Source organism: Paraburkholderia sp. J11-2 (genome assembly GCF_905220185.1).
In the GTDB taxonomy this organism is placed as follows: Bacteria; Pseudomonadota; Gammaproteobacteria; order Burkholderiales; family Burkholderiaceae; genus Paraburkholderia.
The window spans coordinates 62743-75915 of sequence record NZ_CAJMYY010000033.1 but is presented as its reverse complement, the minus strand read 5'-3'; the positions used below and the strand labels follow the sequence as shown (position 1 = coordinate 75915).

At 61.5% G+C, this 13173-nt stretch carries 8 protein-coding genes; 4 read left to right on the top strand and 4 right to left on the bottom strand.

The window, feature by feature from the left end; all coding sequences use genetic code 11:
* Nucleotides 1-18 precede the first annotated feature (18 nt).
* Nucleotides 19-1074: a 3-keto-5-aminohexanoate cleavage protein gene (locus U5A57_RS34510; protein ID WP_321916148.1), complete on the bottom strand. Its 1056-nt coding sequence runs from the start codon at nt 1072-1074 to the stop codon at nt 19-21.
* Nucleotides 1075-1677: 603 nt separating this feature from the next.
* Nucleotides 1678-5190 (bottom strand): pyruvate carboxylase, encoded by a 3513-nt coding sequence (locus U5A57_RS34505; protein WP_321916147.1) that lies wholly within the window; start codon nt 5188-5190, stop codon nt 1678-1680.
* Nucleotides 5191-5650: 460 nt separating this feature from the next.
* Here U5A57_RS34505 and U5A57_RS34500 point away from each other — a divergent pair, with 460 nt between their 5' ends.
* The 4 genes from U5A57_RS34500 (at nt 5651) to U5A57_RS34485 (ending at nt 10529) form a co-directional block, all read left to right on the top strand.
* Entirely contained in the window at nt 5651-6253 is a 603-nt protein-coding gene (locus tag U5A57_RS34500; RefSeq protein WP_321916146.1) for a DUF2889 domain-containing protein, read from the top strand.
* A gap of 12 nt (nt 6254-6265) precedes the next feature.
* Nucleotides 6266-7828 (top strand): methyl-accepting chemotaxis protein, encoded by a 1563-nt coding sequence (locus tag U5A57_RS34495; protein WP_321916145.1) that lies wholly within the window; start codon nt 6266-6268, stop codon nt 7826-7828.
* A gap of 1116 nt (nt 7829-8944) precedes the next feature.
* Nucleotides 8945-10111 (top strand): porin, encoded by a 1167-nt coding sequence (locus U5A57_RS34490; protein ID WP_321916144.1) that lies wholly within the window; start codon nt 8945-8947, stop codon nt 10109-10111.
* A gap of 28 nt (nt 10112-10139) precedes the next feature.
* Nucleotides 10140-10529: a BON domain-containing protein gene (locus U5A57_RS34485; RefSeq protein WP_321916143.1), complete on the top strand. Its 390-nt coding sequence runs from the start codon at nt 10140-10142 to the stop codon at nt 10527-10529.
* A 640-nt stretch (nt 10530-11169) separates the two neighbouring features.
* Here U5A57_RS34485 and U5A57_RS34480 read toward each other — a convergent pair.
* Together U5A57_RS34480 and U5A57_RS34475 are read right to left on the bottom strand one after the other, a co-directional pair.
* Nucleotides 11170-12126 (bottom strand): electron transfer flavoprotein subunit alpha/FixB family protein, encoded by a 957-nt coding sequence (locus tag U5A57_RS34480; RefSeq protein WP_321916164.1) that lies wholly within the window; start codon nt 12124-12126, stop codon nt 11170-11172.
* A 23-nt stretch (nt 12127-12149) separates the two neighbouring features.
* Entirely contained in the window at nt 12150-12899 is a 750-nt protein-coding gene (locus U5A57_RS34475) for an electron transfer flavoprotein subunit beta/FixA family protein (protein WP_321916142.1), read from the bottom strand.
* Between the last annotated feature and the right edge of the window lie 274 nt (nt 12900-13173).

Here is a 13173-nt window from a genome sequence, read left to right as displayed (position 1 = left end):
GGATCAATACGCACGCGCTCAGGCATGGCCTGGCACGGTGAAGCCGCGCTGCGCCGGCTTTCGGTTGGGCGCCATGCCGAGCGCCGCAATGGTTTCGTCGGCGCTGTCGTACCATTCGCCGATGCGGTAGATGCGCTTCGCGTCCGCGCCGGTCGCGATGTCACGGCCCAGTTCGCGCGCGAGCCGCACCGTCTGCTCGATCTGCTGCACCGACGTCATGCGCTCGCCCTTGCGGCCCCAGAGGTTGTCTTCGATGCCTACGCGAACATGCAGCCCCATCGCGATGGCAATGGCGTTCATCGGCAGCACGGCACGCATGGCGCTCTCGATGGTGAGTACCGCACCATCGGGCGTGCGGCGCGCGAACTCGATCAGGTCGGCCGGATGCAGCCCTGCAGCGCCACCGCCAATTGCGACGTAGTTGAGGATCAGAGGACCGGTGTACAGGCCGCGGCGAATCAGACGCTCGACGCTTTCAAGCTGATGCACGTGACCGAGCATGAAATGCGGCTGGATGCGGGAACGATGAAGGCGGCGAAGATGCTCGATGAAAAACGACGGTTTTGCGTCGACCACCATTTCTGAGTAGGCGTTGAAATATTCCGGCTTCTCCAGGATCGTACCGGCGACGTCATCTGCGGTTAGCAGCTCGCAGATGTTCATCTGGCTGGAGTTGATCGTGATGGTGACCTGGTCGGGTTTCGGATCGAGCTCCGCGAGCATATGGCGCGTATCGTAGTCGAGCCATTGCGCCTCCTGTCCCTCGCCTTCCGGCGCGAACGAGATCGACCCGCCAACCTGCAGCACCATATCGGGCACAGCTTCGCGCAGCAGACCCAGCATTTCGTTGAATTTCGACAGCCGCTTCGAACCCTTGCCGTCTTCCTCACGCACGTGGACGTGAAGCACTGTGGCGCCAGCGTTGTAGCAGTCCACGGCCTTCTGGATCTGAGCGTCCATGCTGACGGGAATATCGTCCGAGTCGCTCGGAAGCCATTGTGGGCCGTAGGGGGCCACCTGGATCACGAGCTTTTCCTGGTTTTCCGGGAAAAGGTTGTCGTCAAGAAAATTCATTGTGTGTCTCCAACGTGAGTGATCGTCCTTCGCACAGTGGCGAATCCGTTGGAAACACTTTAAGGACTATGCCTTTTTCAGATTTATCATTTTGTCACCATTATTTATCATTCTGTCACTCACGGGATCCGGCTTTACCCTTGACGAACGTGCCGACACGTCCGCGCAAAGGGAAACGATGCCACGTGAAGAACTAGCCAGCGCGATAGACGAATGGCCGTTGGTGCTTCCAGAACGGTCGCATCTGTCGAGACGAGATAAATGACGGCAACGGGTCGACTGCGGCCGGATGCAGTCAGGAGGAGGTGCGTGGAAGCGGCTGAGAGGCCCACTGGCGGAAGGCAGCCAACTCCAACGATCGCCCGGAACGCCGCGCCAGGTTTGGATTCCACACATTCAGGCCACGACGTACCCATTATCCTACCCACACAGCGAAATCAGTAGCGGCGACACACCCATAATTAGCCCGCGTGGCGCTTCCAGGCCGGAGTTAGTGGCTATTCTTGCGCGTCGCGATTCCCAGATGCTGCATGATAAGTACGATCCTCCCAAGTTGGGGCGCATGCCCGTTAGTCTCCCCTCACAGGGCATGCGCGATCGCTCTCAACCGTTCGGCAAGTCGAGCTCAATGAGCAAATCCTTCGCCGCTACGCGATCGCCGGATCGCACGTGCACCGCCCCGATCACGCCGTCGCGTTCGGCGGCAATGTGCGTCTCCATTTTCATGGCCTCAATTGCAAGCAGCGTGCTGCCTGCGCTCACGCGCTGCCCGGGCTGTACCGCAACGCTCACGATCGAACCCGGCATCGGTGCAGAAACGTGCAACGGATTTGCAGGGTCGGCGACTGGGCGCCCCTTCCGCACCGTCGATGCCTGGACAGTACTGCGCTGCTCCACGACGGCCGTGCGCGACTGACCGTTCAGCTCGAACTGCACTTTCACCATGCCTTCATTGACGTCCGCATGTTGGCCCTGCAGCGAGACGAGCAGGGTTTTGCCCGCATCGATATCGACTGCAACCTCTTCCTGCGGTTGCAGGCCATAGAAGTAAGCCGGCGTGGGCAAGACCGACGTGTCGCTGTACGCACGCAAGTGCGCATAGTAATCGGCCGTCTGCTTCGGATACATCAGATACGAAGCGAGTTGCTGGTCGTCCAATGGATGCTCGCACGCCGCTTCTCCCTTCGCGCGCGCGGCATCCAGATCGACCCGCGCAATCTCGTCGCCCGGCCGGAACGGCGCCGGCGGCTCGCCACGCAACACCTTGCGCGACAGCGCCTTGGGAAAGCCATCAGGCGGGAAACCCAGTTCGCCCTTGAACAGCGACACGACCGACTCTGGGAACGCGACCTCCTTCGCCGGATCGCACACCTCGGCTGCGCTCAAATCGTTCGCCACCATCATGAGCGCCATGTCGCCCACCACCTTCGAAGTGGGCGTGACCTTGACGATATCGCCGAACATCCGGTTGACGTCCGCATACGCGCGCGATACCTCGGTCCAGCGATGCTCGATGCCGAGCGAGCGCGCTTGCTCACGCAGATTCGTGTATTGGCCGCCCGGCATTTCATGACGATAGACATCTGCCGTGCCGGCGCGGATGTCCGATTCGAACGGCGCGTAGTTGCGGCGCACGCCTTCCCAGTACGTGGAGGCTTCATGCAGACGCTCGAGGCTCAAGCCCGGATCACGTTCGGTGCCGGCCAGCGCCGCCACAATGCTCGAGAGATTCGGCTGCGACGTGAGACCGCTCATCGCATCGAGCGCGCCGTCGACGGCGTCGCACCCCGCCTCGATGGCAGCGAGCGCCGCAGCCGCCGAGATGCCGCTCGTGTCGTGCGTATGGAAGTGAACCGGCAGACCGGTTTCCTCCTTGAGCGCCTTCACGAGCGCCGCTGCGGCACGCGGGCGGCAAATGCCCGCCATGTCCTTAATGCCCAGGATGTGCACGCCAGCCTGCTGGAGTTCGCGCGCAATTCCGACGTAATACTTGAGGTCGTACTTCGAACGGGCGACGTCGAAGAGATCGCCGGTGTAGCAGATCGCGCCCTCGCACAGCACGCCGCTTTCACGTACCGCGTCGATCGCCACGCGCATATTGCGCACCCAGTTCAGCGAATCGAACACGCGGAACACGTCGACGCCCGCACTGGCGGCCTGCTGCACGAAGAAGCGCACGACGTTGTCCGCGTAGTTCGTGTAGCCGACCGCATTGGAGCCGCGCAGCAGCATCTGGAAAAGAACATTCGGCACGCGCTCGCGCAGTTGCGCGAGACGTTGCCACGGATCCTCATTCAGAAAGCGCAACGCCACGTCGAAGGTCGCGCCGCCCCAGCACTCCATCGAAAAGAGCTGCGAGAGTTCGCGCGCGTAGAACGGTGCGATCGGCAACATGTCGGCTGTGCGCATGCGCGTTGCGAACAAAGACTGATGCGCGTCTCGCATCGTTGTGTCTGTCAGGAGCACACGCTTCTGGTCCAGCATCCATTGCGCGAATCCGTCTGCGCCGAGATCGCGTAGACGATCGCGCGTGCCCACGAGCAACGGTTTCGACGTATCGACCACGGGCAGCAAGGGCTTTGGCAGTGGCAGGGCCGGCAGCGAGCGGCCCATCATCTCCGGATGACCGTTCACGCATGTTTCGCCGAGATAGCGCAGCAGCTTGGTGGCGCGGTCGCGCCGCTTTGTCACGGCGAGCAGTTCAGGCGTGAGGTCGATGAAGCGGGTCGTCACCTCCCCCTTGCCGAATGCTGGATGGTTAATGACGTTCTCGAGAAACTGCAGATTCGACGCGACACCGCGAATACGGAATTCACGCAGCGCGCGGTCCATTCGGCGAATCGTTTCGCCCGACGTCGGCGCCCATGTCGTTACCTTGACCAGAAGGGAATCGTAGTACGGCGTGATGACCGCGCCGCCGTATGCCGTCCCGGCGTCGAGCCGGACACCGAAACCCGATGCGCTGCGGTATGCCGTCAGCTGCCCATAATCGGGCAGAAACCCGTTGTCGGGATCCTCGGTCGTGATCCGGCATTGCAGCGCGTGGCCATTCAAGGGAATCGAGGCCTGCGCGGGCACACCCGCTGCGCGCCCGACGATGTCGCCGCTCTCGTGCACGACGTCTTCGGCAAGGCCGATGCGGCCGCCCTCGGTGATCCTGATCTGTGCCTTCACGATGTCGACGCCCGTGATCATTTCGGTCACCGTGTGCTCGACCTGAATACGTGGGTTGACTTCGATGAAGTAGAACCGCCCGGTGTCCGCATCCATCAGGAACTCCACCGTGCCCGCATGCGTGTAGCCCACCGCGCGCATGAGGCGCAGCGCCGCCTCACAGAGTTCGGCGCGGCCCGCGTGATCCAGGTACGGCGCGGGCGCGCGCTCAACGACCTTCTGGTTGCGACGCTGCACCGTGCAATCGCGTTCGTACAGATGCACGATGTTGCCGTGCGAATCGCCTAGCACCTGCACCTCAACGTGACGCGCCTTGCGCACGAGCTTCTCGAGGTAGACCTCGTCGTTGCCGAATGCGGCGAGTGCTTCGCGGCGAGCTGCCGAAATCGAAGCATCGAGATCCTCCTCGCTCTCCAGCACGCGCATGCCCCGGCCACCACCGCCCCAGCTCGCCTTGAGCATCAACGGGTAGCCGATGCCGGCCGCGAGGCGCTTGCACACGTCGAGATCTGCCGGCAGCGGATCTGTTGCCGGCATCACCGGCACGCCCGCGGCGATTGCCGCGTTGCGCGCCGCCACCTTGTTGCCAAGCATGCGCATCACTTCGGGCGTCGGTCCGATCCAGCGCATGCCCGCATCGATCACGGCCTGCGCGAAATCCGGATTCTCAGAGAGGAAGCCGTAGCCAGGATGGACGGCATCGACGTCGGCTTCTCTGGCGATGCGCAGAACATCCTCGATGTCGAGGTAGGCAGCAAGAGGCTTCTTGCCCTCGCCTACCACGTAGCTCGCGTCGGCTTTAAACCGATGAAGCGCGAGACGGTCTTCCTTCGAATAAATGGCCACTGTCCTAATGTCCATCTCGGCGGCGGCGCGCATCACACGGATTGCGATTTCCGACCGGTTAGCAATTAGCAGTGACTTGATTGGTTTATGGTTCATGGTGTGTGTGCTCGAACTGAGCCGGGTATGACGGCAAATCAAACGGAGTCGTCTGATCTGGAATAGATTGGGTCCGCCGCAAATGCGATACCGGAGGATTTGACAGGAGTCCATGACGTGTAAGGTCACGGTCGAAAAAAGCAACATGGGCTGGTGCTCGGACGGCTTTGAATTTCGCTGCGACGGGCTGGCCCCAATTGCCGGTTTCCGCCTGTAGATGAGCAATCTCCAGCCTTCGCGCTCGCGTCATGGCAATAGGGGAAATCAGCTACCTGTCCCCGAACTTTCACTCGCGGAGACTGTGACAGCCCTTGTAGCAAGACATAACCCCCCGCTACGGGGTGGGGTGTGAGTTGGTCTGCCCGGAGACCATCGTGATATTCGAACGTCGCGACCTCACGAAATAAAGCGTCCGACGCACTGACCAGAACGACGCATCGCATCTGACGAGGGAACGAGTATGTCGACGAACGACCACGCAAATGGACCGGCGCGCAAGCCGCTGCATACGCGGCAAATTACATGCGATGTCTATGAAAGCAGCAACGGCAGCTACGAGATTGAGGCGCGCATGGTCGACTGCAAATCGGCTGTGGCCGTGCTGCCGTTTCGAACTGTCGAGGCAGGAGAAATTTTCCACGACATGCGTATCACCATGCGTGTCAGCGCTGACTTCGTGATCGAGCACGTCGAGGCGCGCTCGGAGGCCGCGCCCACACCATATTGCCGCGACATCAATCCGGCCTATGCCGCGCTCGCCGGCTTGCGCATCGCTCCAAGATTCAAGGAACGCGCCAGATCTCTCATTGGCGGCGTGAATGGCTGCACACATCTCTCCGATCTGCTCGGCCCGCTGGCCACCACTGTGATGCAGGCAAGCTTCGGCCGCATGCAAACCGCGGAGCGCCTGCGCGAAGTCGCCGAAATGACCACGATACCGAAGCCGCGGGTCATCGATACCTGCTACGCCTACCGCGCGGATGGCGAGGCTGCACGCGTTGTCTGGCCGCCGGAGAAGCGCACGGCGTCCGATCCGGGCACTGGCCAGCGGGGTACCAAATAAAAAAGGAGAAAAATGATGGGTAAATGGTCGATTCGCAAGTCGCTCACAGCGATGGTCGTCATCCTGGCTGCACTGAGCGTGGCGGTCGGTACGCTTGCTCTCACCGCGTTGAATGGCGCGAGTCGCTCGCTCGAGGCGATCGTGGGTGGGGACATGGTTGCGATCAAATCGCTTGACGATTCCACCTCCGGCTTGCTGCTGGCGCACCTGGGCATCAACCATTACGTCACGCTGACCGCGCAAGGCAAAACGGACGAGGCGAAGCAGATATACACCCGCGCACTAAGCATATTCGCCTTGTCCGAACAGCAATGGCAGCGCTTTGCGGGCGCACCCAAACCCGGCGTTGACGCGGCCACGATCGATGACCTTCTCGCGCGTCACGATGCGCTCATTCGCGAAGGCGTCGAGCCAGAACTCGCGGCGCTCGGCGCGAACGACCTGTCGGCGTTCGGTGCGCTTGCCGACACCAAGGTCGCACCGATGTTCGCTGCGTACTCCGGCGCTTCCGCCAAAATCGCCAAAGCCATGCAGCAAGGCGCCGTTGCCGCAAACGGCAAGGCACTGTCGAACCTCAGCCTGATGACCGCCCTGATCGTCGCCGTTACGTTGCTGGCCGTGCTGATCGTTGTGCTCGCACGCTTCGCCATCAGCCGCCTCTTCGTTCGGCCGCTTGAGGAGGCAGCCCGGTGCTTCGAGCGCATTGCGGGAGGCGACCTCACGCAGTCGATGGTGATTACGGGCGACAACGAGGTCGGCCACCTGTTCGCATGGATCAAGCGAATGCAGGGCAGCCTTGTGACGATGGTCGAGTCGGTCCGCGCGAGCACGGAATCTATCGACACTGGCGCGCGGGAAATCGCGATCGGCAACACCGATCTCTCGCAACGCACCGAGCAGCAGGCGGCCTCGCTGCAAAACACCGCTTCGAGCATGAATGAGCTCACCGGCACGGTGCAGTTGAACGCTGAAAATGCGCGCCAGGCCGCCCAGTTAGCGCTCAACGCATCGGATATCGCGTCACGCGGCGGCGAGGTGGTGGACAAGGTCGTCTCGACAATGAAGGAGATCGCCACGAGTTCGAGCAAAGTCGTCGACATCATCGGTGTCATCGAAAGCATTGCGTTCCAGACCAACATTCTCGCGCTGAACGCAGCGGTCGAAGCCGCCCGGGCCGGAGAGCAGGGTCGAGGCTTCGCGGTGGTGGCGGCCGAAGTGCGCGTTCTCGCGCAACGCAGTGCAAACGCGGCCCGGGAGATCAAGACGCTCATCGACGATTCCGCGGCCAAGGTCCAAAGCGGCTCGGCGCTTGTCGGGTGCGCCGGTACGACGATGGGCGAAATTGTTCATGCCGTGCGTCGGGTAACTAACATCATCGGTGAGATCAGTGCAGCCTCCGAAGAACAGTCGGGCGGGATTGCGCAAATCAACCGCGCTGTCGTGCAGATGGATGAGGTTACGCAGCAGAACGCCGCGCTTGTCGAAGAGGCTGCTGCCGCCGCCGCATCGCTCGAGGAGCAGACTCGTCATCTGCGCACGGCCATCGGTGCCTGGCGCGTGAGCGCCGGGCAGTGACCGAACGCGCGCCATCGCCGGACCTTCCAGGCCGCTGGTCTGCGCCTCCCACAGTTGGGTCCACCGGTTCCTGATCAATCGTCATCCGCACCGGCATTGGCGCTGCCAGAACGATGTCCATGCCCCTGGTTCGGGCTTGTCGTCAGCGAGTTCATTCGCCCCTCGAACTCCGTGAACTGACCACGTTGAATAGCGAGTGTCGATCGCCCGCGAGGCTCATGCGTTTGCTCGCCGCTGCAGACCGATCGAGGCGCTAAATGCACGCCCCGCGACGGTTCTACCTCGCCTTGCTACTGGAAATGCAGGCGCGGCAGCGGCATAGCATCAAATTCACGCGATCCAGCGCGCGCAGTCCAGAGATACGCCAAGTGTGCGCCCCAGGGAGACACCGGGTCGCCCGGTGGGCGGCCGTGCGCTGGCAGCAGTGCCAGCAAGAACTCGGCGGCATGCGCTATCTCAATCTGATGTGTGCGCATCACACTCTCCTTCGTTCACGAACCGACCTGCTGGTTCCAGGTATCGGCGTGCGGTGTTCTCTGCTACGTACGATCCAGCCATGCGAGACATTCGAGTCGAGCGCATTCAAGCGGTCGTGCCAAGTCACAGTCCTCACAGCGAACTCGAACGTTTCGACGATGAAGAACCATCAGCTGAACTCAAGTGCATTTCACCCGCTCCCCTCCCCATCACAGGGAGGGGGGGCAACTTTTCTGTGCGCCTAGTATCGACGTACCACATCGTGTATCGCCCGCGCCATAAGCGCAAACGGGAAACGAAGCGATGCTCGCTGGTAATGGCTTACCCCGCCTGAACGATCCGCGCCACTTCTCGCCTGGGATGATACGAACGTGCCCAACATGAAGAGGCGGGGTCGGAAAGCTGAAAGCCGAAAGGTGAAGCCCGGGCACTGCCAATGAACCTGAGAGAACAAAGAACTGGCACATCGGCTTCCTGAAAAAAGACTACCAGGAAAGGAGGTTTCAACTAAAGGCTATGTAGATCAGTAATGCTTATCAAACCAAATACCGATAGAGACAATCGGCTCAGTTTCATTCGAAAAATAGCGAGAAGCCGAATCAGGCCGGATATCGCCAATACAGAGGAGACAGAATGAGAATGAAGTTGAAGGTAAGCAGTGCGTTGGCATGTTTCGTTTTCGCCAGTGCAGCGAATGCGCAATCGTCGGTGGCGCTGTATGGGTCGATCGACATGGGTCTTGCCTATCAAAGCACCTCGGCGAAGGGCTTCCCGCCGAGTTTGCCGCTAGCGGCTCTGCACAACATGGGCTCGACGTTTGGCCTCACGAACGGCGGTCTGTACGGCAGCTTCCTGGGCTTCAAGGGGACCGAGGATATTGGTGGCGGCTACTACGTCAACTTCAAGCTACAGGGGAATTTCAACGCCACCACCGGCAGTCTTCAGTTGGCCGATTCGGCGGGCGCCAGCGCGCTCTTTGCCCAACAGGCTTCGGTTGGTGTCTCCGGCCCGTTCGGCAGCCTGGATTTTGGGCGGCAGATCATACCGATGGCCTATGCGATGGCGGAGACCGACGCCCGCGGATCGCAGTACTTCGGCAGTATCCTCACGGCCTGGCTCTCCCTGAATACGGCCGCGGGCTGGCAAGGCGCGAGCACTAACGCGCCGATCGGGGCGCTGTATGACAGCAATGCCATCGTTTATCACTCGCCGAAATTTTATGGCGCTTCGCTCGCGCTCGAATTCGCGCCGGGTGGCGTCGCGGGCCAGCCCCAAGGCAATACGCGCGAATCGGCCGTGCTGCAGTACTCGAACTATGGGTTGCAGCTTGCCGCTGTGTATTACAACGGACATGACACCAATCCGTATTCGATCAATCTGCCTGCCGGAACGTTGTCCACTGCGCCAATTACCGGGCAGGACAACAATCGCTTCTACTACCTGGGTGCGATGTACACGTACCGGAGCTTGTCTGTGTCGACCTCGTACGCCATCGCCAAAAATCCCGCACACCCGAACCTGGCCAATCTCGAACTCTTTTCCGGCGCCCTCGCGTATCAATTCAGCCCGTTTTTTCGGGTAAGCATGGGTGATTATTACGTGAAGGACCGGAACAACTCGTCCAATCATTCGAACGAAATTGCCATCGGTGCCAACTACAGCCTGTCCAAACGAACGACACTCTATGCCGATGTCGGCTATGTGAATAACAAGGGAAACATGGTCCAGATGATCGCGTATGGCCTGCCGGTGGCCCCTGGTCAGTCGACTACGGCTGCCATTCTCGGCATTCGTCACAGCTTCTGATGTCTCGACACACACAAGGTGGGAGAAAATGATGAAGGCGAAGAAAACGTTCAACGCGGGGTTGAACGCATTGATGGTCCTGGCCGCGACAACTGCCGCTTCCACGGCGTGGTCGCAACCCAGTGACGCAACGGGAACATCGGGCGCCTCCGCGACCATGGCGGTCAATGGCACGACGACAAAAGCTGACCGGCGCGCGAACCGTGCGCTTCAGAAGCAAATCTACGCAGCCATCGCGAAACACAAGGAGATCGACGCCGGCAGTATCAGCGTCAAGGCGAATGGCGGCGCCGTGTCGATTAGCGGCACCGTGCTGGAGGCAGACCAGATCGGCAAGCTGGCCGAAATCGCGAAGGGTGTTCCCGGCGTGACATCGGTCTCCACCAAGCTGTCCGTCCAGAGGCCGCTGGGCCAGTAAGGAGGTGCGAGCAGTCCGGCATGGCAGCGTGCATGGACCGCCGTACTGCAGGAATGTGCCGACCGCGGGGGGCCGGCACATTCCTGGCACGGCGGCAACACTGCCGATGCCGCGTTGAACGGCTGCCGCAGCCGCGACCTCAACATCCCCGACCTGCAACTACATTTCGCGCCCGCGCTGATCCCTCGCTCGGAACTCAAACTACGCGACGACGGCTATTCCGCCACGTTTGCGTACTGCGCCAGCATAGCCGCGGCGAGATCCGTCTAGCTTCGCCGGACATGCGCGAGGCAGACGCGTCCATCATGCCTACGCTGATCGGCGGCAATACCAACGCCCCCAAGCATGATGATCGGCGAGAAGGCGGCCGACCTGGTCCGCGGTCGCAGCCAGCCTTTTACACTTGTGGAGTCACGCAGAGCGTCGAAGGCGAATCATAGCGAGCTCGTCGCGACGAAGCCGCACGAGGTAGCGAAGGAATCCGCCACGCGTTGCAAACGACTCAAACGAGCGTGGCGGATACTAACGGTACAAGCATAGAGCATGTATGACGTGCTTTGCCCGGCGTCGGTTGTGCCGCATCGGCGCGAGACGGCAGCAGACGACTTTGCTCAGTCACGCGCAGGCATGCTGTCGGTGATCAGGCGCCCCGATCGAGTTCGGCGGCCAGTTCGGGAGCGACGGTGAAGAGGTCGCCTACGAGGCCGTAGTCGGCCACGCTGAAGATCGGGGCTTCTTCGTCCTTGTTGATCGCGACGATGACCTTCGAGTCTTTCATGCCGGCGAGATGCTGGATCGCACCGGAGATGCCGATTGCCACGTACAGCTGCGGCGCGACGATCTTGCCGGTCTGACCGACCTGATAGTCGTTCGGCACGTAGCCAGCGTCCACTGCTGCGCGCGAGGCGCCGAGTGCGGCGTTGAGTTTGTCGGCGAGCGGCTCCAGAACCTTCGTGTAGTTCTCGCCGCTGCCCAGACCGCGACCACCCGAAACGATGATCTTTGCGCTCGTGAGTTCCGGACGGTCGAGCTTCGTGACTTCACGGCCGACGAACTGCGTGAGGCCGCTGTCCGCTGCTGCGTCGAGCTTTTCAACCGCTGCGCTGCCGCCTTCGGCCGCGACTGCGTCGAATGCCGTCGTGCGGACCGTGATGACCTTGACCGGATCGACCGATTGCACCGTCGCGATCGCATTGCCCGCGTAGATCGGACGCTCGAACGTGTCCGGCGAATCCACGGCGGTGATGTCGCTGATCTGCGCGACGTCGAGCTTCGCGGCGATACGCGGGGTAACGTTCTTGCCCGCTGCCGTTGCCGGCGCGAGGATGTGCGTGTAGTTCTTCGCCGCATTTTGCACAAGTGTCAGGACCGTCGCTTCGACGTTCTCGGCGAGGCCCTGTTCGAGTTGCGGCGCGTCGGCGAGCAGCACCTTCGCAACGCCTGCGATCTTCGCGGCTGCGTCCGCTGCGGCCTGGGCGTTGTGGCCTGCGACCAGCACGTGCACATCGCCACCAATCTTCTGTGCTGCTGCGACGGTGTTCAGCGTCGCAGCCTTGATCGAGTGATTGTCGTGTTCAGCGATTACCAGATTCACCAGATTCGTCATTTTCGTCTCGCTCCTTACAGCACCTTGGCTTCGGTCTTCAGCTTCTCGACCAGCGTCTTCACGTCCGGCACCTTCACGCCTGCGCTACGCTTGGGCGGTTCGGCAACCTTCAGCGTCTTCAGACGCGGCGTGACGTCGACGCCCAGGTCTTCCGGCTTGACCGTTTCCAGGGGCTTCTTCTTCGCCTTCATGATGTTCGGCAGCGTGACGTAGCGCGGCTCGTTCAGGCGCAGGTCGGTGGTGACGACTGCGGGCAGCGTCAGCGACAGCGTTTCCGCACCACCGTCCACTTCGCGCGACACGGTCGCCTTGCCGTCGGCAACCACGACCTTCGAGGCGAACGTCGCTTGCGGCAGGTTCGCGAGGGCTGCGAGCATCTGGCCGGTCTGGTTCGAATCGTCGTCGATAGCCTGCTTGCCGAGGATCACGAGTTGCGGCTGTTCCTTGTCGACAAGCGCCTTCAGGAGCTTCGCCACGGCGAGCGGCTGCAGGTCTTCATTCGACTCGATGAGGATTGCGCGATCCGCGCGGATGGCCAGCGCCGTGCGCAGCGTTTCCTGCGCCTGCGCCACACCAGCGGAAACGGCGATGACTTCAGTCACCACGCCCGCTTCTTTCAGACGCACCGCTTCTTCCACGGCGATCTCGTCGAACGGGTTCATCGACATCTTCACGTTCGCGAGATCCACTCCCGAGCCGTCCGACTTCACGCCAACTTTCACGTTTGCGTCTACGACTCTCTTGACTGCCACCAATACCTTCACTTTCGCTCACTCCGTATCGTTCAAATACACCAGCCGATGATATGCACTCGCCCTCACGCCGCATGCCCCCTGAAACAGGGAGGTAGCGCGCGTGGCCCGGGACGACCATCCCCGTGCGAGTTCTGCGCTCGCGGCTGAATCTTCCCGAATGGCGGAGCGGGGTACGCACCTCCTGACACCTCGACCTGGCAGGCCGAGGAGAGAGCGCTCGAGCCCCTCAGGCAGGAATTGTCGATACTCGGCGCCGCAATTCCGGTGCGATCGAGGTCATGCA

Bases quoted from the DNA above. Each gene is read 5' to 3' on its own strand.
- U5A57_RS34495 (WP_321916145.1), top strand. From the start codon at position 6,266: ATGATGGGTAAATGGTCGATTCGCAAGTCGCTCACAGCGATGGTCGTC.
- U5A57_RS34490 (WP_321916144.1), top strand. From the start codon at position 8,945: ATGAAGTTGAAGGTAAGCAGTGCGTTGGCATGTTTCGTTTTCGCCAGT.
- U5A57_RS34505 (WP_321916147.1), bottom strand. From the start codon at position 5,190: ATGAACCATAAACCAATCAAGTCACTGCTAATTGCTAACCGGTCGGAA.
- U5A57_RS34485 (WP_321916143.1), top strand. From the start codon at position 10,140: ATGATGAAGGCGAAGAAAACGTTCAACGCGGGGTTGAACGCATTGATG.
- U5A57_RS34510 (WP_321916148.1), bottom strand. From the start codon at position 1,074: ATGAATTTTCTTGACGACAACCTTTTCCCGGAAAACCAGGAAAAGCTC.
- U5A57_RS34500 (WP_321916146.1), top strand. From the start codon at position 5,651: ATGTCGACGAACGACCACGCAAATGGACCGGCGCGCAAGCCGCTGCAT.